A 21,932-nucleotide genomic window follows, 5' to 3' on the forward strand; every position below is an offset into this window, starting at 1 on the left:
GATAACCTGTTTCTCTTAGGATGTGATGAGTTAGATGGAGTGTACGCATGACGGACGCAAGTACCGCATCGCTGGATCTGCAGACCCTGGATGCCTATTGTGCTGCCATTGGTGCGGCAACCCTGCTAAAGAGTGTGGTGGTGTTTGAGCAGATGGCGCCTGAGTACCTGCAAACCATGGCTGCCGCCATGCATAGCAAGGACAAGCCTCTGTTGTGCAGTGAAGCTCATAAGTTGAAGGGAGCCGCAGGCTCCGTGGGATTGAAACGAATTCAGGAGTTGTCTCAGCAGCTTCAATGTGGCGATCTGCCTCAGTGGCAGGAGGGTCATGAGCAGTGGTACCAACAGATTGAGCGGCACCTGGAAGAGGATGTGGCCAGTCTCAAGCAGTACCTGAGCCAACGCAGTTGAATCTGAGGTACAAAAAAAGCCGCTGAGAAGCGGCTTTTTTTATGGCTGAAGCTTACTGGTTTTCCAGCTGGCCACAGAAGCGGTAACCTTCGCCGTGAATGGTGGCGATGATCTCCGGAGTCTCAGGGTGGCTCTCGAAGTGCTTGCGGATACGACGGATGGTCACGTCCACGGTACGGTCGTGGGGCTTGAGCTCACGGCCGGTCATCTTCATCAGAAGATCCGCACGGGAGAGGATCTTGCCCGGGTTCTCAACGAAGTGCAGCATGGCACGGAACTCACTGCGAGGCAGTTTGAAGGGCTCGCCGCTGGGGCTGACCAGAGAACGGCTGTTGATCTCCAGGGACCAGCCATTGAACAGGTAGTGTTCCACCTGAGGCTTCTCTTCCGGTGCCTTGCTGGAACTGACGATGCGGTTCAGCAGGTTGCGGGCACGGATGGTCAGCTCCCGAGGATTGAATGGCTTGGTGATGTAGTCATCGGCACCGATCTCCAGGCCGAGAATCTTATCAACTTCATTGTCACGACCGGTGAGGAACATCAGGGCGATGTTGTTGTTCTCACGCAGCTCGCGAGCCAGCAGCAGACCGTTCTTACCTGGCAGGTTGATGTCCATGATCACCAGGTTCACCTTGTGCGCCTTGAGCACATCGTGCATCTCGTCGCCATCTACGGCCTCGGATACCAGGTACCCTTCTGCTTCAAAAATACTTTTCAGTGTGTTTCGAGTGACGGCTTCGTCCTCGACAATCAAGATATGTGGATTTTGCATGATCAGCTACCTAAAGCCCATTTTAAACCAACCGTCCTGAACGGAGTCTCCCTCCATCAGGACAAGAATGCCTATGCAAATTCCTTTTCGGCGTGTAATAGCCCGATGCGCTAGCATTGGGGGAGCAGGACGAATTGGGATTCGCTCTGTTCATTTGAAGTTCCCAAAATACCGTATTTTGGCTCAAATGTTATCCGCAAATGTTAACAGAATCCGATTTCTGCCGAATGTGTCACACTTTATGAAACTCACGGATGATTTTTGTTTCGGTCTGTAAGTCCGAACGCCTAAAGGTGTCTGTAATGATAGACGAATTACAGTATTGTGCCCCGGCGGTAACAGCCCAGAGGCGGGTTGGGCCAGTTAAAACTGTGACCCGTCCTCCCGTAACGGGAGCTGAAGGGGTACATTACTTACTCAATCGTTTGACATTAAAACTGCATTAAGGTTTAGTGTCTGCAACCCTTTAGGTTTAGTTTTAACCAGACTCCCTGTCTGCAAGCTGAACCCAGGGCCAGAAGAGGTGCACTGCCCAGGCAGTTCCGGTGAGAGGGTCGGTCCTTTAAGACACGGAATCAGGGGGAGCAGTGCCGAGAGGGGGCCGGCGGCCGATCGCCACTCCTTCGGTCGATGGGGCTGAATCCCCATGACTGTCACCGTAAGATGTGGTGGAGAGCTTCTGGTCGCTTACGCCGTACCCTGCGTGTTGTCGATCCAGACTCTTCGAACAGTGATACAGGTTCGAAGTCATGAATAATCCTATACCTACCTTAACCGTCGCCAAGTTCGGCGGAACCTCAGTGGCCGATCTGACGGCGCTGAACCATTGTGCCGACATTATTCAGTCGGACTCTTCTGTCCGTCTGGTGGTGGTCAGTGCCGCCGCTGGCGTGACCAACCGTCTGGTGGAGCTGGCCTCCGGCAATCTGGACGAGCCCCGTCGACAGCTGTTGCTGAGAGAGGTGGCGGCCATCGAGTACGCCATGCTGGATCGCCTGGAGAACCCCGCCACCATTGCCGCCGAGCTGGATGCCCATCTGGCGGAGATGGACAGGCTCTCTAAAGCCCTGAGTGATCAGCCCGGCTGCGCCGAGTCCATGGACAGGCTGCTCTCCATGGGGGAGCGCTGCTCCTCGCTGATGATGACCCAGCTGCTCAGTCAGCGCGGGGTGGCTGCTCGCAACTTCGATGCCTGCCAGGTGATGCGCACCGATGACCACTTTGGCCGTGCTACGCCGGAGATCGGTGCCATAGGCCGGCTGACTGCGGAGAAGCTGGCCCCTCTGCTTGAGTCTGCGGTGGTGGTGACCCAGGGGTTTATCGGCAGCGACAGTGCCGGGCGGGTAACCACCCTGGGGCGGGGCGGGTCAGATTTCAGCGCCGCGCTGATGGCGGAAGGGCTTGGGGCAAAGACTCTGGCGATCTGGACCGATGTCGACGGAATCTACAGCTGTGATCCCCGAGTGGTGTCGGACGCCAGGCCCATCGAGGAGCTGAGTTTCAATGAAGCGGCGGAGATGGCCACCTTTGGCTCCAAGGTGCTGCACCCAGCCACCATATTGCCGGCGGTGCGCAGTGGCACTAGCGTGTTTGTCGGATCGACCCGGGCCCCGCAGCAGGGTGGCACCTGGATTCGCAATCGCTGCGATAGCAAGCCGGTGTTCCGGGCCCTGAGCCTGCGGCGCCAGCAAACCCTGCTGACCTGCCACAGTCTCAACATGCTTCACGCCCAGGGGTTCCTGGCGGAACTGTTTGCCATCCTGGCCCGTCATCGAATCTCAGTGGATCTGATCACCACCTCCGAGGTGTCGGTGGCCTTGACTCTGGATCAGACCGGCTCGGATTCCAGCGGCCGTGCACTGATCTCCGACGCACTTCTGGAGGAGCTCTCCCCCCTGTGCCGGGTGGAGGTGGAGCAGGATCTGGCGCTGGTGGCGGTGATCGGCAATCACATTGCCCATACTGCCGGCATCGGCCTCAAGGTGCTGGACGCCATGTCAGGCAGTAATGTGCGGATGATCTGTCAGGGCGCCAGTGCCCATAATCTCTGCTTCCTGGTGAGAGGGGAGGAGGGGGAGGCCGTGGTCCGGCGGTTGCACCAGAGCCTGCTGCCAGCCTAAGCGGCAAGCCGGCCTGAGAGACAAAAAAGGGGAGCCAGATGGCTCCCCTTTTCAGTTCAGGTTTGGCTTAAGCCAGCTTGCGGCGGCGCAGCAGTGCCAGGCCGGAGAGGGCCAGAGCCAGGAAGCCGAAGCTGGAGGAGTCGCTGTCTCCACCCTGGGCTTTGGTCATGGTGACCACCACTTCGCCCTTGTTGCTTTCAAGCTCACCATCGCTGGCCATCACACTGAAGGTGGCTTGCTTGCCGGCGCCGTCAGCAGGCAGGGTGAACTGGACGCGACCGCCATTGGTGCTGAAGGAGACGGCGTCACCCCCGGTCTGTTCAACGCTCCAGCTGAGGCTGTCTCCATCCACATCGCTGCTGATGCTGCTCAGTTCCAGGTACAGGTTGGTGCGAGCGGCACCGGAGAGCTCAGTGGTCTCGGCAACCACAGGGGCATCGTTTACAGCGGCAACGTTCAGCATCACCTGGGCTTCACCCGCAGGCAGGTCACCATCGATCAGGGTGTAGCTGAAGCTGTCACTGCCGTTGAAGTCCTTGTTGGGGGTGTAGGTGAAGGTGCCGTCATCCGCCAGGGTCAGGGTGCCGTTGGCTGGCTCAGACTTGATGGCAGGAGTCAGGTCTCCAGTGCTCTCAACGCTGAACTGGCGAACGGCCATCTGCTCGATGCCACCGGCAGCGGCGGTCAGCTCAACCAGTTTGGTGGCGCTGTCGCTGTCGTTGTCGGTCACGGTGAACTCCATGGCGGCGTCTTCGGTCACAGCGATGCTGTCATCGGCAGCGGCGCCGGTCTCATCCAGCATCAGCTCGAAGCTGAAGTCGATGTTGCCACCGGCCAGGCCGGAAACATTGTACAGGTCGTCGGCTGCAGGGGGGGTGCCGGTACCATTGAAGTGCAGGTTCACACCGGCGGAGGCGTTGCTGTTCTCCGCACCAATGGTCAGAGCCGCTGGCAGGCTGTCCACCTTGAGGTACTGGTAGAAGACACCTTCATCTTCGGTCAGGCTGATCCACACCTGGAAGGTGTAGCTGTTGTCGGAGCTGTCGCCGTAAACCTTGGCTTCGGCCCACTCAACCACCAGCCAGTCAGGGCCGGAAGCCCCAACGATGGACCAGTAGACGTTACCGCCACCGGCGGTGTCGGTATCGCTACCCTTGAGATCCAGATCGGTCCAGAAGGGCGCCAGGATGTTGTTGGGCTGGTTGGCGTCGGGCAGTTGGCGGTTCAGCCAGGTCCCCGAAGTGTTGCCACCACCCACCAACACGATGCCATTGGTGGATACGGTCACATAGTCGTACTCCTGACCCAGGTACTTGAATTTCAGGTCAGCAACAGACAGATCCAGATTGAAGGCGGATTCATCACAGCTACCGGAGCAGGCGGCCGGGCGGCCGGCGGCGCTGGGGCTGTAGCCCAGGCTGGCGTCGATCTTGTTGATCAGCACCTGGGGCTTGCCCAGATTACCGGCCCAGGTGATGGTGCCGTGGTCTTCGTTCACGTTGTAGCTGGTGGTGGCCGCGCGGTTGCCAGCCAGCTTGGCGGAATCTTCCACCATGGAGGTGCCCTGAGGCAGCTTGGCGGTGATGGTCACCAGCTGGTCTTCGCTGAAATCGGCGTTTTCGAAGTGGGTATCGATGCTCACAGACTTGTCAGAGGTGGTGCCATCGGCGGTCACGGCGATGTTGCTGCCGGTGGCGTCCATGTTCTGGATCACCAGGGGCAGGTGGGCCTGATCGTCGTTGATGCGCACCTGGCCAAACAGCCAATCGCCCTGCCCAGCCAGACTGCCGTCGACGGTGAAACCGATCTTGGCACTGCCACCGCCGGCCAGGGTGATGGCGTCCACGTCGAAGTCGATGTCGGCACCGCTCAGAGCGCCACTGAGGTAATAGGTCTTCTCGTCGCTGCCCGCATCACGCTTGTCGTAGAGGTGGAACTCAAACTCACACTCCTTCACACAGGCGGCATCCACCAGGGAAGGCTTGGAGAAGGTGATCTCGGCTTGGATGGCGTTGGCCACCTCCAGACGACCGGCACCGGCGTCGAAGGCGTCGGCGGCGGTGACCGCGTCATCTTTACGCAGGCCGGAGTCCTTGGTGGAGGAGGTCAGGGCGGTCTTGATGTCCACCGCAGACCAGTCCGGGTGTGCCTGCTTCATCAGGGCGGCGGCGCCGGCCACATGGGGGCTGGCCATGGAGGTGCCACTGATGGCGGCGAAGGTGGCGCCGTCGCTGCCCGGGTCATCCACAGACCAGGCTGAGAGAATGTCGGTGCCCGGGGCAGCCAGATCAGGCTTGAGGATGCTGGAGTCGCCGTTGGGGCCTCGGGAGGAGGTGCCGGACTGGATGTCGGCGTAGTCGGAGTTGACCAGGGCCTGGGTGGCCTGGCCGACGGTCAGGTTGATGGCGCTGTCGCCGGCGCCTTCGATGGCGGCGACCACGGCGGTGCCGTCGGCCTGATCAATCATCACCGAGGGGATGGTGCCATCGTCCATGGACATGGTGATGGGCTGACCGGCGCGGTTGTTGTACACCACCATGCCGATGGCGCCGGCGTCGGCGGCGTTGCTTGCCTTGTCGCTGAAGGCGCAACTGCCGCGGCTGATGACGGCGATGGCGCCTTTAAAGGCGTCGGCGTCGAAGGGGGCGCACCCTTCGACGTTGTCGGCGTCCACAAACAGAGCAGCCTTGGCCGGAGCGGTCAGATCCCCATCCAGGTCTGCCAGGCGAGCCTCGCCGGTGCTCTCCACGGAGACGGCATCGCTGACGGAGCCGATGGACACCGGCTTGGCGAAGAATCGGCCGTGGGTAAAGTTGGCCACGGACAGACCGGACTCGATGCAGGAGGGGCAACCGATGGACTGGGCGCCCTGGCTGCCGCTGTTACCGGCGGAGGTGGAGACCAGGATGCCGGCGGCTTCCGCCGCTTCGAACGCGTCCACATAGGGGCTGAACGCCGGGTTGGAGCCGGCACCGCCGCCCCAGGAGTTGTTGATGACGTCGGCGCCATCCTTCACGGCCATCTCCAGGGCTTCCAGCAGCATGATGTTGGAACCGGAACCGCCGTGGATGTCATCGGCGGGGGCAAACAGCGCCTTGTACACCATCAGGTAGGCGCCGGGGGCCACACCGGAGATCTCGGTGTCGACACCGGAATAGCTGGCGCTGATGACGTTACCCACAGCGGTACCCGCAACGTGGGTGCCGTGGCCACCATAACCCAGGGGGCTCATGTGCTCATCGGGGGCCACATCGAAAGTGGGGGTGGAGTAGCGGGCAACAATCAGCTTGTTGTTACAGAAATCTTCGGTGGTGGCGCAGTAGTCGTCTTCGGGACGATCCCACTCCAGTTCATCGAAGTTGGCGCCGGAGAACATCGGGTGCTCGGGGCGGATACCAGAGTCGATGATGGCGACCTTGATTCCCTTACCCGCTTCGGAGACGCCGCCCATCAGTTCCCAGGCTTCCGGGGCATGGATCAGGGCTCGGGAGGCATCCATCTGGGTGGTGTAGATGGCGTGGTCATAGACGGCGGCCACGCCGGGCATCGCCAGCAGCTTCTCCTTGGTCAGGCCCTGACCGGAGACACTGACGCCGTTGAACAGGGTGTCGAACTGGCGTTCTACCTTGGCACCAATACCGGCGGCCTGCTGGGCGAAGCCCTGACGCTTCTGCTTCAGGTAGCTGGCGTAGTCCTGCACCTTGGGGCTGGACAGGTTCAGCTTGTTGCGCTTGTCGCGGATGGCGTCAGTGGCGACAAAGCCCGCTACGCCGCCTGAGTAGGTGGCGATGGGGGCATCATTCAGTTTTACCAGGAAGCGGGGTTGCTGATCCTGGTTGTAGTTGCGTTGTGCTGGTGCATAAAAATTTTCAACCGGCGCTTCGAGAGAAATTCCCTGATCTCTGAAGTCCGTGGCGAGGGCTGACCCTGAGGCGAGTAGGGCGCCCACTGCGATCGCTATACGAGTTTTCATTCTTGTTGATTCCCTGATTTTATTAGGTTTGGCTAGTTAACTTCCTAAAGCCTTTCGCCTTTTTAGACGAATCGTACCTTGTATCAGGAGTCACTGGTGAATGCGAATGGCCCTCCCAGAGAAATCTTCTGTGATTCTGTTTCTTTGTGGAATGTTAATCGGTTGTTTATGGGGTTATCTGGCGGTGAATGGGCTGCTGAAGCGAAAGCAGGGTCTCAGTTGACTGAATTTGCTCAATGCTTTGAATTTTATGCACTAATAGCTCGTGAAGGGCATCAATGTTGTGGGTCAGGATCTTGGTGAAGATGCTGTAGTGACCTGTGGTGTAGTAGGCTTCCACCACCTGGGGCAGGGCCAATAACTTTTCCAATACCGCCGGATAGTCACCGGCGGCCTTCAAATTGATGCCGATAAAGCAGCACACCTGATACCCCAGCTTCTTAGGGTTCACCACCACCTGAGCCGAGGTGATGATCCCCGCCTGTTTCATCTTCTCTACCCGCACATGAATGGTACCCGGACTGACGCCATTTCGCTTGGCCAGCTCCGCATAGGGGGTACGGGCATCCTCCTGTAGGGCACACAGGATGGATCTGTCCAGATTATCGATTCGATACTCTTCGGTCATTTTTTTGCCTCCCAATTAGCGAATCCTCAATATATCCACAATTAATTGATGAATCAAAAGGCGATCAAGTTTCTTTGTTGTTGATTGTTGAATTTGGTGGTGAGTATGGTGAAAAATCCTCTTCCAGATAAGCCAAAGATTGAGGATCGGACAATGAAACACAGCTACATCGAGACCCAGCAACAGATCGCCTTTGTGAAAGAGACCTTTGGTCAGCAGCTGAGTCGTCGCCTCAATCTTCTGGAGGTGCAGGCGCCTCTGCTGTCCGAAGTGGGCAGTGGCCTGCAGGATGGGCTGTCTGGTCATGAAAAAGCGGTGCAGGTCCAGGTCAAAGCGATGCCGGAGCGCGGCTTCGAGGTCGTGCACTCCCTGGCAAAATGGAAGCGGGCAACCCTGGGCCGTTATGGTTTCGGCGCCGGTGAAGGCGTCGTGGCACAGATGAAGGCGCTGCGCCCCGATGAGGACAGCCTGGGACCCAAACACTCGGTGTATGTGGATCAGTGGGACTGGGAACAGGTGCTCGGTGGCGGTGAGCGTACCCTGGAGGGGCTGACCACCCGGGTGGAGGCGATTTACCAGGCTTTGCGTGATACTGAGGCGGCGGTGGCTGCCCGCTTCGGCTTGCCTGCCATCCTGCCTGAAACCATCAGTTTCGTTCATGCCGAAGCGTTGCGCAGCCGCTTCCCTGACCTCTGTGCCAAGGAGCGGGAAAAGCAGATCTGCCGGGAGATGGGGGCGGTGTTCCTGATCGGCATCGGCGCCGAGTTGGCCGATGGCCAGGCTCATGACTGCCGTGCCCCCGACTACGATGACTGGAGCAGCGAGTCTGAGCTGGGCAAGGGGCTCAACGGCGATATCCTGGTGTGGAACCCGGTGCTGGAGGACGCCTTCGAACTCTCCTCCATGGGGATTCGGGTGGATGCCGAAGCACTGGCCAGACAGATGCAGCTGGCGGACAAGGCTCAGGAGCTGGAGCAGCCCTGGCACAAGGCTTTGTTGGCGGGCGAGCTGCCCCAGACCATAGGCGGCGGCATCGGCCAGTCGCGGCTGACCATGTTCCTGCTGGGGATGAGTCACATCGGTCAGGTGCAGTGTGGCGTATGGCAGGAGGCCTGCCCCAGCCATTTGTAACGCTGAGAAATTAAAGCAAAAGGGGCCCGGGTGGCCCCTTCTTTGTGGTTGCGGATCAGTCGAAGGGGAGAGGGGCTTCGAAGGTCATCGGTGTATTCCTGTCGGGGTGGCTGATGGTCAGACGGCTGGCGTGCAGCTGCAGCCGGTCTGCTTTATTCAGGGCATCGCCCTCTGCATAGAAACGGTCGCCACAAATGGGGTGACCCAGGGCCAGCATGTGCACCCTGAGCTGATGTGAGCGACCGGTGATGGGGGTCAGTTCCACCAGGGCGCTGTCATCACTTTGGTTGATCACTTTATACAGGGTCTGGGAAGGCTTGCCCTGCTGGTGGCACACCATCTGCTTGGGACGGTTGGGCCAGTCGCAGATCAGCGGCAGGTCCACTTCGCCCTGGGTGGGCGGAGTGCCCCATACCCGGGCGTGATAGGTCTTGCTGGTCTCCCTGTCGCGGAATTGGCGTTTCAGCTCCCGCTCGGCCTCCTTATGCAGGGCAAACACCATCACGCCCGAGGTATCCATATCCAGGCGGTGCACCACCTGGGCCTGGGGGTGCTGGCTCAATACCCGGGCATAGCTGGAGTCATGGTGAGCCGGATCCCGCCCCGGCACCGACAGCAATCCACTGGGCTTATCCACCACCAGGATGTCTCTGTCCTGATGAAGGATGACCAGAAAGGGGTCTGTGGGTGGGTGGTAAGCCATGGGTTTCATACTGCTGCTCTCATACCGCTGTTATTGGGCCGCTGTGTTTGGATGACGTTTGACGCTTGTGGGTCGCGAGATCTCCTTGCTCCCCAGTGTCCGGGCGCTCACCTTACTGGCAGACAGGCGGTGATGCAAGTCCATAAAAAAAGGGTCCCGAGGGACCCTTTGACTTAGAATCGGCGTGTGTCTCAGGCAGATTCCAGAGACTCGATGTCGGCAGGCAGAGGCTTCTTGCCAATAACGCCTACCACCAGGCCAGCAATCACCAGGGCCAGTACCACACCTGCGGCGGTGGATACGGTCATGGAGAGACCGAAGCCCAGGGTGGGGTTGTTCAGGATGAAGGTGATCACCACGGTAGTCATAAAGGTGGCCGGTACGGTGCAGATCCAGTGCAGGCGGTTGGCTCGGGCCAGGTAAGCCGCTGCGGTCCACAACATGATGACGGCGGTAGACTGGTTGGCGAAGCCGAAGTAGCGCCAGATTACACCGAAGTCGACCTGAGTCAGGATGGCACCGATGGCGAACAGAGGCACGGCGATCATCAGACGCTTGGGCAGTTGCTTCTGAGGCAGCTTGATGAACTCAGCCAGAATCAGACGGGCGGAGCGGAACGCGGTGTCACCGGAGGTGATGGGCAGTACCACCACACCCAGGATAGCCAGCACACCACCCAGGGCACCCAGCAGACCGGTAGAGGCCTCGAATACCACGTTGGAGGGGCCACCGTTGGCCAGGGCTGCCTGCAGGCCTTCAACACCGTGGAAGAAGGAGAGGGCCAGGGCACACCAGATCAGGGCGATGATACCTTCACCAATCATGGCTCCGTAGAAGACAAAGCGACCGTTCTTCTCATTTTCCATGCAGCGGGCCATCAGAGGAGACTGAGTGGCGTGGAAGCCGGAGATGGCGCCACAGGCGATGGTGATGAACAGGGCAGGCCAGATGGGCTTGTCAGCAGGGTTCAGGTTGGTCAGCAGGTCGCCAGCGGTCACGCCGGGCAGCATGGAGTGGTCGGCGGATACCATGATCGCAATGGTCAGGCCAATGGACATGAACAGCAGCAGGGCGCCGAAGAAGGGGTAGAGGCGACCGATGATCTTGTCAACGGGAACCAGGGTGGCGATCAGGTAGTAACCGAAGATGATGGCCAGCAGCAGGGTCTTGTCCCAGCCACTCAGTTTCACCAGCAGGCCAGCAGGGGCAGAAACAAACACCACACCCACCAGAATCAGCAGCACCAGGGCGAAGATGTTCATGAAGTGCTTGGCGTTCTTGCCCAGATAGCGACCGGCCAAGTTGGGCACGGAGGCACCGCCGTTGCGCACGGAGAGCATGCCAGAGAAGTAATCGTGTACCGCACCGGCAAAGATACAGCCGATGACGATCCACACCATGGCCGCAGGGCCGTACATGGCACCGAGAATCGGGCCGAAGATGGGGCCAACACCGGCGATGTTCAGCAACTGAACCAGGTAGACCTTGCGCTTGGACATGGGAACATAGTCCACGCCATCGGTCAGGGTGTGGGCAGGAGTGGTGCGCTCGGGCTTAATGCCGAACACCTTTTCGACGAATGCGCCGTAGATAAAGTAGCCGCCTATGAGCAGGCCAACAGCTAGTAGGAACCAAGTCATTTTTTCATCCCCTCTTTTTGAGTGGTTCCATTTTACTGAACTGAATTTCTAGTCGGTGGGAGGATTGGTTAAGCGGTCGTCAGCGCAGCTAAGCGGTCGATATGACCGGTTAACGGAAAAGAGAGGTAATGGAGATGTGATAAGAGTGTGATCAAGGTCATGGGCCGGGGTGACCGGCCCATGGGAATCACTCTGCTTTCAGGGTGGCGACCCGGCCCTTGAGCTTGCCGCCGGCGGCAAAGGTCACCACTCGCCGGCCGGAGATCTCGTGCTCTTCGCCGGTTTTAGGGTTGCGGCCGGGGCGAGGGCTCTTGTCTCTCAGGTGAAACACGCCAAACCCGCTCAGCTTTACCTCTTCGCCGTTTTCAAGGCAGGCCCGGATCTCCTCGAAGAAGGCATCCACCAGGTTTTTGGCGTCATTGGTGGACAGGTTCAGGTTGGTGATCAGGTTCTGCGTCAGCTCGGCTTTGGTCAGGGACATGGGGACACCTCGTTTTGCCAGTCAGTCTTGCCGTGTCGGCGGCTAAAATAAGTGTAGTGACTGATCTGCAAAGGTGCCTAATAAATCACAACTATTGAAAGCCCAGCGTCTGTTTTAGTGCTTTGAGGTAGCGCCTGCTGACCGGAATTGTACGTCCTCCACGGGTGTGGATCTCGCCATTGCCCCCTTCCTGAATTTCAATCTCGGCGATGGCAGTTGGGTGGATCAGGTATTGCCTGTGGCAGCGAAGCAGAGGGGTACGGTTCTCCAGTACCTTGAGGGTCAGCTGGGTGTGGATCACCTCATCGGTGCTGGCCACATGCACGCCCCCCAGGTCGGAGAAGGCGAACTCCACCTCCTCGACTTTGAGTACCTTGAGGATCGAACCGGTGTAGCAGGGTACCAGGGTGAGCTGCTCCGGCACCATGGCGCTGAGATCCTGAGGTTCCTGAGCCCGGCGGACACGCTCCAGACATTTCTCCAGCCGCTCGGTTTCTATGGGTTTGAGCAGGTAGTCGAAGGCGTTGTTCTCAAAGGCCTTCACCGCGTACTCGTCGTAGGCGGTGACGAACACCACCTTGGGGGTGTTGTCCGGGTCCAGCATCGCCAGCATCTCCATGCCGCTGATCTTGGGCATGGAGATGTCCAGGAACACCAGGTCCGGCTTGTGCTTGTGGATGGCAGCTATCCCCTCTACCGCGTTGGCGCACAGGTCCACAACCTGCACATCCGGGTAGTGGGCCAGCAGACTGGCCAGCTCTTCTCTGGCCAGGGGTTCGTCATCAATCAGCAGGGTGGTAATCATCACTGTGTTCCACGGCAGGCAGGGTCACGGTCACCTTAGTATAGCGTTGGGGGCGACACTGGACGCTGATGCCAAACTGTTGTCCATATTGTGCTTTTATTCGTTTGTCCACCAGGTTCATCCCCAGCCCGCTGCTGTTGGGATTCTCCTTGTAGGCACCGGCATTGTCCTCAACGGTGAGGATCAATTGATCTCCCGACTGATGGGCACCAATCTCAATTTTACCCGGTTCGAACAGGTTGGCGATACCGTGTTTCACCGCATTTTCCACCAGCGGCTGCAGGGTGAAGGTCGGCAGCCGCAGGTGCAGGACATTGTGTGCAATTTCCCGATTGATGGAAAGCCGGTCACCGAAGCGGGCCTTCTCCACCTCCAGGTAGGCATCGATATGCTCCAGCTCATCCTTGAGGGTGACCACTCCGGTGCCACGTTTAAGGTTGCCGCGGAGGAAGGTGGCCAGGTTCTGAATCAGCTCTCGGGCCCGGTTGGAGTCGATGCGGGTCACCGCCGCCACCGTGTTCAGGGCGTTAAACAGGAAGTGGGGGTTCACCTGGGCCTGCAACAGCTTCAGTTCTGCCTGGGTCAGCAGGTTGCTTTGGTGTTGATAGCGGCCGTGCAGGATCTGGTTGGAGAGCAGTTTGGCGATCCCCTCGCCCAGGGTGCGGTTGATGTTGAGAAACAGCTTGTTTTTGGCCTCATACAGCTTGATGGTGCCGATCACTTCGTTCTCCCCCCGCAGTGGGATCACCAGGCTGGAGCCCAGAGGGCAGTTTTTGGAGACCGAGCAGTGGTACTTCAGCTGCAGGCCATCGGCGTACATCACCCGGTCACTGCGAATCGCCTCCATGGTGATCTCCGAGGAGATGAGGGTGTTGGGCAGGTGGTGGTCGGAGCCTATGCCGATAAAGGCCAGCAGCTTTTCCCGGTCGGTGATGGCCACCGCCCCCACCTGGGTCTCCTCATAGACGATGCGAGCCACCTGTTTGGTGGTGGTGGCATTGAACCCCTGGCTGAGGATCCCCACGGTGCGCTCGGCGATCTTCAGCGCTTTGGCGGAGAACACCGAGGACATCTTCTCTACCATCACCCGCTGATCCCTCAGCATGCTCATAAACATGGCGGCTCCCACGCTGTTGACCAGTAGCATGGGCGGTGCGATCACCTGCACCAGCTGCCAGGCATCGGTGAAGGGACGGGCCACCAGCAGGATGATGATCATCTGCAGCACCTCGGCCCACAGGGCGACCAGGGCCACCAGCGCGGGATGGAACAGCTGCTCCAGTTTGCCCTTGCGGATCAGATAGGCGTGCACCAGGCCGGCCGACAGCCCCTCGCAGGTGGTGGAGATGGCACAGGCGATGTCGGTAAAACCGCCCAGGCTGTAGCGGTGAAGGCCTCCGGTCAGGCCCACGGCAAAGCCGGTGATGGGGCCGCCCAGCAGGCCGGAGAGCACGGCGCCCATGGCCCGGGTGTTGGCAATGGCACCATTGGTCTGTTCACCGAAATAGGTGCCCAGGATGCAGAAACAGCTGAACACTCCGTACAGCATCAACCTGTGGGGCAGACGATGGGAGAGGGTGACCAGGGGTTTGAACACCGGTGTCTTGGTGAAGATGTAGGCGATCACCAGGTAGAGGGACATCTGCTGAGTCAGGTTAAGGATCAGCTGCAGGGCTTCAATGGAGATCATTGTTGTACCCAATTGCTGGAAACCGGATTCAGATCAAAAAGCGCTTTTATAAGGTGCATATAATATGAATCTTCTGAAATCTGGAGAACCATTATGTCCGAGTCTATCCACGCCCACGAACTTCTCAACCTTATCGGCCAACAGAGTGAGCCGTTGACCCTGGATCAGATAAAGGTCCTGGCTGCAGACCAGTTTGGTGCCGAGGCCCGGTTCTTCACCTGTCGTCTGGACGATCAGAGCATTGAACAGATCGTCACCTTCTTCGTTAAGATGCAGAAAGTGGCACCCCAAGGCGAAGGTTATGTCCTGAACCTGGGCAATATGTGCAGCCACTGATTCTACGACGATGATTCAAAGAAAAAGGAGGCCTTAGCCTCCTTTTTCTCTATCTGGCTCTATCTTGACGTCCGGTTGTGCTCGGTTTCGCTGCTGAGGTAGGTCTGTCCCACCTTGATCACCACCACGGTGGCGGCCAGCAGCAGAGCCGAGGCCGAGATGGCCAGCACCCGCCAATCATCCATCGCCTTCATATCCAGAATCAGGTAGCGGGCCAGGGCGACAATGCCGATGTAGATGGGCATCCTCACCGGCAGTTGCCCCTCGGCGGCGTAAACAGCCACCATGGCCAACACCTCCAGGTAGATGAACAACAGCAGCAGATCCGCCAGGGCCACATGACGGTTGGAGATCATCAGCCATACCTCCTGGCCGATGGCCACCAGAGTCGCCAGGGTGATGATGATCAGGATCAGGTGTTCAAACAGGGCGATGGTGGGCAGTCCGAACGATTTGTACAGTCTGTGCATGGGCACTCTCCAGGGGGACTCCGTTGTTCCCTACAGTCTATAGTTCCAAAAATAAAACTGCATTGTTATCAACGTGATCTGCCTCACAACTGCTTCTTGGCATTTCTTGCTGGTCTGCTATTCTGGCGCCCTCTTTTTCCTATTTTCCCGGCTCCTATGATGTTGTTGGTTGCCAAGGTACTGGCGGCGGTGATCACCGTAGTGGGTCTGGCGTGGATTGCTGAACGCAGTGGTCCCCGCTTGGCCGGTGTTCTTTCCGGTTACCCCCTGGGTACCGCCATTGTGCTGTTCTTCTACGGCATTGAACATGGCCCCGAGTATGCCGCCGAGGCGGCCCTCTACGGTCAGTTGGGGCTGGCGGCGACAACGGGCTACTGTCTGGTTTATACCCTGAGTGCCCAGGGGGCTGAGCCCAGGGCCTGGCGCCCCATGGGGGTGGCCATTCTGGCGCTGGTGGGCTTTGCCCTGCTGGCCCAATCCATGCCACCCATAGGGGCCGCGGGTGCCCTGGTGGCAACCGGCGTGGCGCTGCTTGCCATTCGAGTCACCCGTAGAGTGCCGGAGCCGGAGTTTGTGGCGGTGAAAGCGGGGCCGATGATGATCTGGGGCAGGGCACTGCTGGCGGCGGTGATCGTGGTGGTGATCACCGCCCTGGCACACTGGCTGCCGCAGAGCCTGGCCGGTGTGATGGCGGCGTTTCCGGTCACCCTGTTCCCCTTGATGCTGTTGCTGCAAATGGAGTATGGCAACCGGCCGGTGGCCGTTCTGGCCAAGCATTACCCCTTCGGGGTGGGCAGCCTGGTGGTCTACGGGCTGTCGGTATGGGTGAGTTACCCCTTGCTGGGTGTGGCCTTGGGTACCCTGGCCTCCTTTGCTACTGCCACCCTTTACCTGGTGCTGTTTCTCAAGCTTCGAGGGCGCTGATCAGTTGGTGCAGCGGCCTGGACGATAGGTCATCGCCTGCAGGCGGTCACTGTCGGCCTGGTAGAGATCCGCCAGGCTTTGCGCATTGCCCAGCTCGGCCAGCAGCGGATTGAGCCACTCAGGCAGCTCCTCCGACAGGGAGTAGTAGACCCATTGGCCCTGTCGGCGATCCTTCAGCAGCCCCTGGCTGCGCAGGCTGGCCAGGTGGCGGGAGATCTTCGGCTGGCTCTCATTCAGGGCTTCGACCAGTTCACAGACACACAACTCACCTTTGCGGACCAGCAGCAGTACGCAGCGCAGCCGGGTTTCATCACTGAGCAGTTTGAAAAACAGATGTGGATTCACGGGTACCTCGGTTTTCTGAACCTTCAGGGAGTCTTGCTCTACCTGAGGGGAGTACTAATTCAAAAATCGATAGATCTCAGCAGCTTTCCCTGAAGATTTCCATGGGGGAAATCAACAGAAATGGCGTATTTAGCGCCATTTATATCCATTTGTGAAAGGAAAGGTGAAAAGGTGACAGAAAAATGTAGGCGTGATCTCAGTTTCACTCACAAAAAAGGGGAAGCCATTGGCTTCCCCTTTTCCGTTCTTGACCGAAATCAGCGCTTGAGGGCGTCATTCAGGTGAGGACGCATGGCAGACAGCAGGCCTGCGGTGACCTTGGGTGCACCAGCCACGATGTTGCCGCTCTTCAACTGATTGTGGCCGCCGATGAAGTCGCTGACGATGCCGCCGGCTTCTTTCACCAGCAGTTCACCTGCGGCGATGTCCCAGGGCTTGAGGCCAATCTCGAAGAAACCGTCAACGCGGCCGGCAGCCACGTAGGCCAGATCCAGGGCTGCGGAACCGGTGCGACGGAAGTCGGCGGCGCTTTCCCAGATACCAGCCAGCATATTCAGGTAGCTCTCGCTGTGCTGACGGCTCTTGAAGGGGAAGCCGGTGGCGATCACGGTGCCGGTCAGGTTACGGGCGCCGCTGTTGCGGATGCGGTAACCGTTCAGCTGGGCGCCTGCACCACGGGTGGCGGTGAACAGTTCATTGCGGATGGGATCGAACACCACCGCCTGTTCCACCTTGCCCTTGATCTGCAGAGCGATGGATACGGAGAAGTGGGGCAGGCCCTTAACGAAGTTGGTGGTGCCATCCAGGGGGTCGATGATCCATTGGAACTCTGCGTGCTCACCTTCGATGGTGCCACACTCTTCGCCGATGATGGTGTGCTTAGGATAGGATTTCTGGATGGTGGCCACGATGGCCGCCTCGGCGTCGCGGTCTACCTTGGTGACGTAGTCATTGATGCCTTTCAGTTCGGCTTCAACCTTGTCCTGCTCAGAAAACGCGCGTGCAATAACCTCTCCGCCGGCGCGCGCAGCGCGAACGGCGATATTCAGCATCGGATGCATATCGATACCCCTGGATGTAAAAGAACGGAAACCCCTGTGGGTTGGGGCGCGGATCTTAGCAGAGATGATCTATATATAAAAGCAACAAATGTTTCTAAAGTGGCACATTAGGCTGTGATAGCATATTGGCCCTCTTTGTTTACCTAAGTAATCAACCGGATGCTAGAGAATATCCGCATTATCCTGGTGGGCACCTCCCACCCGGGCAACATCGGTTCCGCCGCCAGGGCGATGAAAACCATGGGCCTGTCCCAGCTGATGCTGGTGGCCCCAAGAGTGGAGCCGGACGGCAAGTCTGTGGCTCTGGCCGCCGGTGCCGTGGATGTGCTGAAGAACATAAAAACCGTGGACACTTTGGAGGAGGCGATCGCCGACTGCTCCCTGGCCATTGGCACCTCGGCCCGTCGTCGAGGCCTGGACTGGCCTCAGCTGGATGCCCGCCAGGCGGGGGAGAAGCTGGCGCTGGAGGGGCGTACCGGTCCCGTGGCCCTGGTGTTTGGCCGTGAGAATCATGGCCTCACCAATGAGGAGCTGCAGCTGTGTCACTTCCACGTGAACATTCCCGCCAACCCTGAGTACTCCAGCCTCAATCTGGCTCAGGCGGTGCAGCTGCTCTGTTATGAGGTGCGAATGAAGCACCTGAGCCTGCTGGCCAAGCCGGAGCCTGAGGAGGCCTACCCCAATGGCGAGCAACTCGAAGGGTTCTACCAACACCTTGAGTCTGCTCTGACCCACACCGGCTTTATCCGTAAAAACCATCCTGGTCAGGTGATGGCCAAGCTGCGCAGACTGTTCAACCGGGCTCGGCCTGAGTCTCAGGAGTTGAATATCCTGCGAGGCGTCCTCACATCTATAGAGAGAACTGACCCCACCAACAAAGAGTAATGGCAAACATGGGAATACGTGCGCGTCTTAAGGAAGATATCGCTTCCATCTATCACAGAGATCCGGCGGCCAACAGTGCCTTCGAGATCCTGACCAACTATCCCGGCATGCATGCGATCTGGCTTCACCGGATCTCCCATAAACTCTGGTGTCGCAACTGGAAACTGACCTCTCGCCTTCTCTCTACCTTCTCTCGTTGGGCCACCGGTGTGGAGATCCACCCCGGAGCCCGCATTGGCCGTCGCTTCTTCATCGACCACGGCATGGGAGTGGTGATCGGGGAGACCGCCGAGATTGGCGATGACGTGACCCTGTACCACGGTGTTACTCTGGGGGGCACCAGCTGGAATGCCGGCAAGCGCCATCCGACCCTCCACGACAATGTGGTGGTGGGTGCCGGTGCCAAGATCCTCGGTCCCCTGGACATTGGTGAGGGAGCCCGGGTGGGGTCCAACTCAGTGGTGATCAAGGATGTGGAGCCGGGTACCACCATGATTGGCATTCCTGCCCGCTCTGTGCTCAGCAAGGCGGAGCGCGAGAAGGAGCACAGACGCAGTCACCTGGCCAGAAAATATGGCTTTGATGCCTATGCGGTGTCGCCGGACAACCCGGACCCTGTGGCCAGTGCCATCGGCTCCATGCTGGATCACATGCACCTGATGGACGCCCGCATGATGGAGATCTGCCAGGCTCTCAAGGAGCAGGGATGCACCATCGAAACCAAGGAGCTGCCACAGCTCAATGTCACCGCTTTTGTTGAAGCAGAGCAAGAAGCGGCAGATACCCGTCGAAAAGAGCACGAAAGATTTGATCCAGGTATTTGAATCCGACTTGCGAATAGGGTTAAATGCCCCAGCTGGATGCTGGGGTATTCCTCTCCACTAATCGAACATCCCGGTTAAAGCTGCCAGAATAATACTTGAGTAATTTACTCAGGTATATGGTATAGTGGTAGCGTTGCATGAAAGGGACAGGTTATGAGATTGACATCCAAAGGCCGCTACGCGGTCACCGCCATACTCGATGTGGCTCTGCACTCCGCCGATGGGCCGGTGCCGCTGGCTGACATCTCCGAGCGACAAGGCATCTCTCTGTCGTACCTGGAGCAGTTGTTCGCCAAGCTGCGTAAAAACGGTTTGGTCAGCAGTGTACGTGGCCCAGGGGGCGGCTACCTGCTGGGGCAGGACCCTGCCGACATCGCCGTGGGCATGGTGGTGCACGCCGTGGATGAGTCCGTGGACGCGACCCGTTGTCACGGCAAGAGCAATTGCCAGAGCGGCGCCCGCTGCCTGACTCACTCCCTGTGGGGAGACCTCAGCGACCGTATTGCAGGATTTCTTAACGGCATCAGCCTGGCTGACCTGATGTCGAGCCATGACGTAAAGGTGGTCTCCGTGCGTCAGGAAACACAACAGGCCAAAGCTCACGCACAGTAATGGTTTTGGCGCTTGCGCCATGATGTAACTAACCGCCGGCACCATGTTTTAGCCGGCTCAAGTCGGAGAAGGTAATGAAGCTTCCGATCTATTTTGATTACTCCGCCACCACTCCGGTAGACCCCCGTGTCGCCGAGAAGATGGTTCAGTACATGACACTGGACGGCATGTTCGGTAACCCCGCGTCCCGCTCGCACAAGTTTGGCTGGCAGGCCGAAGAGGCGGTGGACATTGCCCGTAACCAGGTGGCGGATCTGATCAACGCCGATCCTCGCGAGATCGTCTTCACCTCAGGTGCTACCGAGTCCGACAACCTGGCCATCAAGGGTGTGGCGCACTTCTATAACAAGAAGGGCAAGCACATCATCACCAGTAAGACCGAGCACAAAGCGGTACTGGATACTTGTCGCCAGCTGGAGCGTGAAGGGTATGAGGTGACCTATCTGGAGCCGGAGAGCAACGGCATCATCCCCCTGAGCCGCTTCGAAGAAGCGATGCGTGATGACACCATCCTGGTTTCCATTATGCACGTGAACAACGAGATTGGTGTCATTCACGACATCGCCGCCATCGGCGAGCTGTGTCGCAGCAAAAAGATCTTGCTGCACGTGGATGCTGCCCAGAGCGCCGGTAAGCTGCCCATCGATGTGAAGGCGATGAAGGTGGACATGATCTCCATCTCCGCCCACAAGATGTACGGTCCTAAGGGCGTCGGTGCCCTCTATGTTCGTCGTAAGCCTCGCGTTCGTCTGGAAGCCCAGATGCACGGTGGTGGCCATGAGCGCGGCATGCGTTCCGGTACCCTGGCGACTCACCAGCTGGTGGGCCTGGGTGAGGCCTGCCGCATCGCCAAAGAGGAGATGGGCGCAGAGGCTGAGCGTATGCGCTCACTGCGTGACCGTCTGCTGAACGGCATCAAGGACATTGAAGAGGTGTACATCAACGGCGATCTGGAGCAGCGTCTGGTCTCCAACCTCAATATCAGCTTTAACTTCGTTGAGGGTGAGTCTCTGATGATGGCCCTGAGTGACCTGGCAGTGTCTTCTGGCTCCGCCTGTACCTCTGCCAGCCTCGAGCCCAGCTACGTGCTGCGCGCCCTGGGCATGACTGACGAACTGGCCCACAGTTCCATCCGTTTCTCCATCGGCCGCTTCACCACCGAGGAGGAGATCGATTACGCCATCGACAAGATTCGTGGCGCCATCGGCAAACTGCGCGAGATGTCTCCTCTGTGGGAGATGCACAAAGACGGTATCGATCTGTCCACCGTGGAGTGGGCGGCTCACTGATAGAGACACAACGAGGGGCCGGCCGCGATCGGTCCCCGATGAGAGTTAGGAATTTGGAGCGTAATCATGGCATACAGTGAAAAGGTCATTGACCACTACGAAAACCCCCGCAACGTGGGTTCTTTCGACAAGAACGACCCCAATGTCGCCACAGGCATGGTTGGCGCACCGGCTTGCGGTGACGTGATGAAGCTGCAACTTAAGGTGGATGACGAAGGCGTTATCGAAGATGCCAAGTTCAAAACCTACGGCTGCGGCAGCGCCATCGCCTCCTCCTCCCTGGTCACCGAGTGGGTGAAGGGCAAGACCCTGGAGGAAGCGGCTTCCATCAAGAACACCGAGATCGCCGAAGAGTTGGCCCTGCCTCCCGTGAAGATCCACTGTTCTATTCTGGCTGAGGACGCCATCAAGGCGGCCATCGCCGACTACAACAGCAAGCAAGGCAAAGAGTAACGGGAGTTTCTATGGCCATCTCCATGACCGACGCCGCCGCCGACCGGGTGAAGCAGTTTCTGGCCAATCGCGGGCGGGGCATCGGCCTGCGCCTGGGCCTGAAGACCTCCGGCTGCTCCGGACTGGCCTACGTAATCGAGTTCGTTGATGAGCTCAATCCAGACGATGAAGTGTTCGAAGACAAGGGAGTCAACGTGATCATCGATGCCAAGAGCCTGATCCATTTGGATGGCGTGGAGCTGGATTTCGTCAAGGAGGGCCTGAACGAAGGCTTTAAGTTCAATAACCCCAACGCCCAGGGAGAGTGTGGCTGCGGAGAGAGCTTTACAGTTTGATGCCTGGGGCCCGACCGGGCCCATTTGCCAGGCGCAGGGGATATT

The 21,932-nt window shown here is 58.7% G+C and carries 22 protein-coding genes and 1 riboswitch; of the genes, 11 read left to right on the forward strand and 11 right to left on the reverse strand.

Annotation, left to right across the window (positions count from 1 at the left end):
• Positions 1 to 47 precede the first annotated feature (47 nt).
• Positions 48 to 410 carry an Hpt domain-containing protein gene (locus tag ACN0RV_RS17700; RefSeq protein ID WP_417349707.1) on the forward strand — a complete coding sequence of 121 codons (363 nt, stop codon included), beginning with the start codon at positions 48 to 50 and terminating at the stop codon, positions 408 to 410.
• 52 nt (positions 411 to 462) lie between these two features.
• Here ACN0RV_RS17700 and arcA read toward each other — a convergent pair whose 3' ends face one another.
• Positions 463 to 1,182 (reverse strand): two-component system response regulator ArcA, encoded by a 720-nt coding sequence (gene arcA / locus ACN0RV_RS17705; RefSeq protein ID WP_028110965.1) that lies wholly within the window; start codon positions 1,180 to 1,182, stop codon positions 463 to 465.
• 510 nt (positions 1,183 to 1,692) lie between these two features.
• A riboswitch (Lysine riboswitch) is annotated at positions 1,693 to 1,869 on the forward strand.
• A 62-nt stretch (positions 1,870 to 1,931) separates the two neighbouring features.
• Here arcA and lysC point away from each other — a divergent pair.
• A complete protein-coding gene (gene lysC, locus ACN0RV_RS17710; RefSeq protein WP_417349709.1) occupies positions 1,932 to 3,302 on the forward strand; it encodes a lysine-sensitive aspartokinase 3 in 1,371 nt (456 codons plus the stop codon).
• Positions 3,303 to 3,369: 67 nt separating this feature from the next.
• Here lysC and ACN0RV_RS17715 read toward each other — a convergent pair whose 3' ends face one another.
• Together ACN0RV_RS17715 and asnC are read right to left on the reverse strand one after the other, a co-directional pair.
• Complete coding sequence (locus ACN0RV_RS17715) at positions 3,370 to 7,275, reverse strand: S8 family serine peptidase (RefSeq protein ID WP_417349710.1); 3,906 nt, start codon at positions 7,273 to 7,275, stop codon at positions 3,370 to 3,372.
• 166 nt (positions 7,276 to 7,441) lie between these two features.
• The gene (gene asnC, locus ACN0RV_RS17720; RefSeq protein WP_417349712.1) at positions 7,442 to 7,903 is read right to left on the reverse strand and encodes a transcriptional regulator AsnC; all 462 of its coding nucleotides are present in this window, start codon (positions 7,901 to 7,903) and stop codon (positions 7,442 to 7,444) included.
• 153 nt (positions 7,904 to 8,056) lie between these two features.
• Here asnC and asnA point away from each other — a divergent pair, with 153 nt between their 5' ends.
• Positions 8,057 to 9,034 carry an aspartate--ammonia ligase gene (gene asnA, locus ACN0RV_RS17725; RefSeq protein WP_417349714.1) on the forward strand — a complete coding sequence of 326 codons (978 nt, stop codon included), beginning with the start codon at positions 8,057 to 8,059 and terminating at the stop codon, positions 9,032 to 9,034.
• 55 nt (positions 9,035 to 9,089) lie between these two features.
• On the opposite strand, the gene rluA is transcribed toward asnA, so the two are convergent.
• The 5 genes from rluA to ACN0RV_RS17750 form a co-directional block, all read right to left on the reverse strand.
• Positions 9,090 to 9,746, reverse strand: coding sequence for a bifunctional tRNA pseudouridine(32) synthase/23S rRNA pseudouridine(746) synthase RluA (gene rluA, locus ACN0RV_RS17730; RefSeq protein ID WP_417349715.1), 657 nt, complete (start codon positions 9,744 to 9,746; stop codon positions 9,090 to 9,092).
• A 182-nt stretch (positions 9,747 to 9,928) separates the two neighbouring features.
• Positions 9,929 to 11,377 carry a carbon starvation protein A gene (locus ACN0RV_RS17735; RefSeq protein ID WP_417349717.1) on the reverse strand — a complete coding sequence of 483 codons (1,449 nt, stop codon included), beginning with the start codon at positions 11,375 to 11,377 and terminating at the stop codon, positions 9,929 to 9,931.
• Positions 11,378 to 11,564: 187 nt separating this feature from the next.
• Positions 11,565 to 11,858, reverse strand: a complete 294-nt coding sequence (locus ACN0RV_RS17740) for an integration host factor subunit alpha (RefSeq protein ID WP_136851182.1) — start codon at positions 11,856 to 11,858, stop codon at positions 11,565 to 11,567.
• Positions 11,859 to 11,949: 91 nt separating this feature from the next.
• A complete protein-coding gene (gene btsR, locus ACN0RV_RS17745; RefSeq protein WP_417349719.1) occupies positions 11,950 to 12,663 on the reverse strand; it encodes a two-component system response regulator BtsR in 714 nt (237 codons plus the stop codon).
• A complete protein-coding gene (locus ACN0RV_RS17750) occupies positions 12,641 to 14,335 on the reverse strand; it encodes a LytS/YhcK type 5TM receptor domain-containing protein (RefSeq protein WP_417349761.1) in 1,695 nt (564 codons plus the stop codon). The genes btsR and ACN0RV_RS17750 overlap by 23 nt, the downstream gene beginning before the upstream one ends.
• Before the next feature lie 111 nt (positions 14,336 to 14,446).
• Between ACN0RV_RS17750 and ACN0RV_RS17755 the strand changes: the two genes are divergently transcribed.
• On the forward strand, positions 14,447 to 14,689 hold the full coding sequence (locus ACN0RV_RS17755) for a YecH family metal-binding protein (RefSeq protein ID WP_417349721.1): 243 nt from the start codon (positions 14,447 to 14,449) through the stop codon (positions 14,687 to 14,689).
• A 59-nt stretch (positions 14,690 to 14,748) separates the two neighbouring features.
• Here ACN0RV_RS17755 and ACN0RV_RS17760 read toward each other — a convergent pair whose 3' ends face one another.
• A complete protein-coding gene (locus ACN0RV_RS17760; RefSeq protein WP_417349723.1) occupies positions 14,749 to 15,165 on the reverse strand; it encodes a phosphate-starvation-inducible protein PsiE in 417 nt (138 codons plus the stop codon).
• A 153-nt stretch (positions 15,166 to 15,318) separates the two neighbouring features.
• On the opposite strand from ACN0RV_RS17760, the gene ACN0RV_RS17765 reads away from it, so the two are divergent.
• Complete coding sequence (locus ACN0RV_RS17765) at positions 15,319 to 16,083, forward strand: hypothetical protein (RefSeq protein WP_417349725.1); 765 nt, start codon at positions 15,319 to 15,321, stop codon at positions 16,081 to 16,083.
• On the opposite strand, the gene ACN0RV_RS17770 is transcribed toward ACN0RV_RS17765, so the two are convergent.
• On the reverse strand, positions 16,084 to 16,428 hold the full coding sequence (locus tag ACN0RV_RS17770; RefSeq protein WP_417349727.1) for a metalloregulator ArsR/SmtB family transcription factor: 345 nt from the start codon (positions 16,426 to 16,428) through the stop codon (positions 16,084 to 16,086).
• A 257-nt stretch (positions 16,429 to 16,685) separates the two neighbouring features.
• Positions 16,686 to 17,489 carry an inositol-1-monophosphatase gene (suhB, locus tag ACN0RV_RS17775; RefSeq protein WP_417349729.1) on the reverse strand — a complete coding sequence of 268 codons (804 nt, stop codon included), beginning with the start codon at positions 17,487 to 17,489 and terminating at the stop codon, positions 16,686 to 16,688.
• A 159-nt stretch (positions 17,490 to 17,648) separates the two neighbouring features.
• Between suhB and trmJ the strand changes: the two genes are divergently transcribed.
• The 6 genes from trmJ to iscA all read left to right on the forward strand — a co-directional run bounded on the left by trmJ (position 17,649) and on the right by iscA (position 21,887).
• Positions 17,649 to 18,374, forward strand: coding sequence for a tRNA (cytosine(32)/uridine(32)-2'-O)-methyltransferase TrmJ (trmJ, locus tag ACN0RV_RS17780; protein WP_417349730.1), 726 nt, complete (start codon positions 17,649 to 17,651; stop codon positions 18,372 to 18,374).
• Positions 18,375 to 18,382: 8 nt separating this feature from the next.
• Positions 18,383 to 19,198 (forward strand): serine O-acetyltransferase, encoded by an 816-nt coding sequence (gene cysE / locus ACN0RV_RS17785; RefSeq protein ID WP_286340298.1) that lies wholly within the window; start codon positions 18,383 to 18,385, stop codon positions 19,196 to 19,198.
• Positions 19,199 to 19,351: 153 nt separating this feature from the next.
• Positions 19,352 to 19,810, forward strand: a complete 459-nt coding sequence (iscR, locus tag ACN0RV_RS17790) for a Fe-S cluster assembly transcriptional regulator IscR (protein WP_028110949.1) — start codon at positions 19,352 to 19,354, stop codon at positions 19,808 to 19,810.
• 74 nt (positions 19,811 to 19,884) lie between these two features.
• On the forward strand, positions 19,885 to 21,099 hold the full coding sequence (locus ACN0RV_RS17795; RefSeq protein ID WP_417349733.1) for an IscS subfamily cysteine desulfurase: 1,215 nt from the start codon (positions 19,885 to 19,887) through the stop codon (positions 21,097 to 21,099).
• 66 nt (positions 21,100 to 21,165) lie between these two features.
• Positions 21,166 to 21,552: a Fe-S cluster assembly scaffold IscU gene (gene iscU, locus ACN0RV_RS17800; protein WP_028110947.1), complete on the forward strand. Its 387-nt coding sequence runs from the start codon at positions 21,166 to 21,168 to the stop codon at positions 21,550 to 21,552.
• 11 nt (positions 21,553 to 21,563) lie between these two features.
• The gene (iscA, locus tag ACN0RV_RS17805) at positions 21,564 to 21,887 is read left to right on the forward strand and encodes an iron-sulfur cluster assembly protein IscA (RefSeq protein WP_136851208.1); all 324 of its coding nucleotides are present in this window, start codon (positions 21,564 to 21,566) and stop codon (positions 21,885 to 21,887) included.
• Positions 21,888 to 21,932: the final 45 nt, after the last annotated feature.

The sequence above is a fragment of the Ferrimonas sp. genome, assembly GCF_048263965.1.
Taxonomy (GTDB): Bacteria; Pseudomonadota; Gammaproteobacteria; order Enterobacterales; family Shewanellaceae; genus Ferrimonas.

Coding starts and splice junctions, on each gene's coding strand:
- trmJ (WP_417349730.1), top strand. CDS start 17,649: ATGCTAGAGAATATCCGCATTATCCTGGTGGGCACCTCCCACCCGGGC.
- iscA (WP_136851208.1), top strand. CDS start 21,564: ATGGCCATCTCCATGACCGACGCCGCCGCCGACCGGGTGAAGCAGTTT.
- iscU (WP_028110947.1), top strand. CDS start 21,166: ATGGCATACAGTGAAAAGGTCATTGACCACTACGAAAACCCCCGCAAC.
- ACN0RV_RS17735 (WP_417349717.1), bottom strand. CDS start 11,377: ATGACTTGGTTCCTACTAGCTGTTGGCCTGCTCATAGGCGGCTACTTT.
- cysE (WP_286340298.1), top strand. CDS start 18,383: ATGGGAATACGTGCGCGTCTTAAGGAAGATATCGCTTCCATCTATCAC.
- ACN0RV_RS17740 (WP_136851182.1), bottom strand. CDS start 11,858: ATGTCCCTGACCAAAGCCGAGCTGACGCAGAACCTGATCACCAACCTG.
- ACN0RV_RS17765 (WP_417349725.1), top strand. CDS start 15,319: ATGTTGTTGGTTGCCAAGGTACTGGCGGCGGTGATCACCGTAGTGGGT.
- iscR (WP_028110949.1), top strand. CDS start 19,352: ATGAGATTGACATCCAAAGGCCGCTACGCGGTCACCGCCATACTCGAT.
- asnC (WP_417349712.1), bottom strand. CDS start 7,903: ATGACCGAAGAGTATCGAATCGATAATCTGGACAGATCCATCCTGTGT.
- btsR (WP_417349719.1), bottom strand. CDS start 12,663: ATGATTACCACCCTGCTGATTGATGACGAACCCCTGGCCAGAGAAGAG.
- ACN0RV_RS17715 (WP_417349710.1), bottom strand. CDS start 7,275: ATGAAAACTCGTATAGCGATCGCAGTGGGCGCCCTACTCGCCTCAGGG.
- ACN0RV_RS17700 (WP_417349707.1), top strand. CDS start 48: ATGACGGACGCAAGTACCGCATCGCTGGATCTGCAGACCCTGGATGCC.
- suhB (WP_417349729.1), bottom strand. CDS start 17,489: ATGCATCCGATGCTGAATATCGCCGTTCGCGCTGCGCGCGCCGGCGGA.
- rluA (WP_417349715.1), bottom strand. CDS start 9,746: ATGAAACCCATGGCTTACCACCCACCCACAGACCCCTTTCTGGTCATC.
- lysC (WP_417349709.1), top strand. CDS start 1,932: ATGAATAATCCTATACCTACCTTAACCGTCGCCAAGTTCGGCGGAACC.
- ACN0RV_RS17755 (WP_417349721.1), top strand. CDS start 14,447: ATGTCCGAGTCTATCCACGCCCACGAACTTCTCAACCTTATCGGCCAA.
- asnA (WP_417349714.1), top strand. CDS start 8,057: ATGAAACACAGCTACATCGAGACCCAGCAACAGATCGCCTTTGTGAAA.
- ACN0RV_RS17795 (WP_417349733.1), top strand. CDS start 19,885: ATGAAGCTTCCGATCTATTTTGATTACTCCGCCACCACTCCGGTAGAC.
- arcA (WP_028110965.1), bottom strand. CDS start 1,182: ATGCAAAATCCACATATCTTGATTGTCGAGGACGAAGCCGTCACTCGA.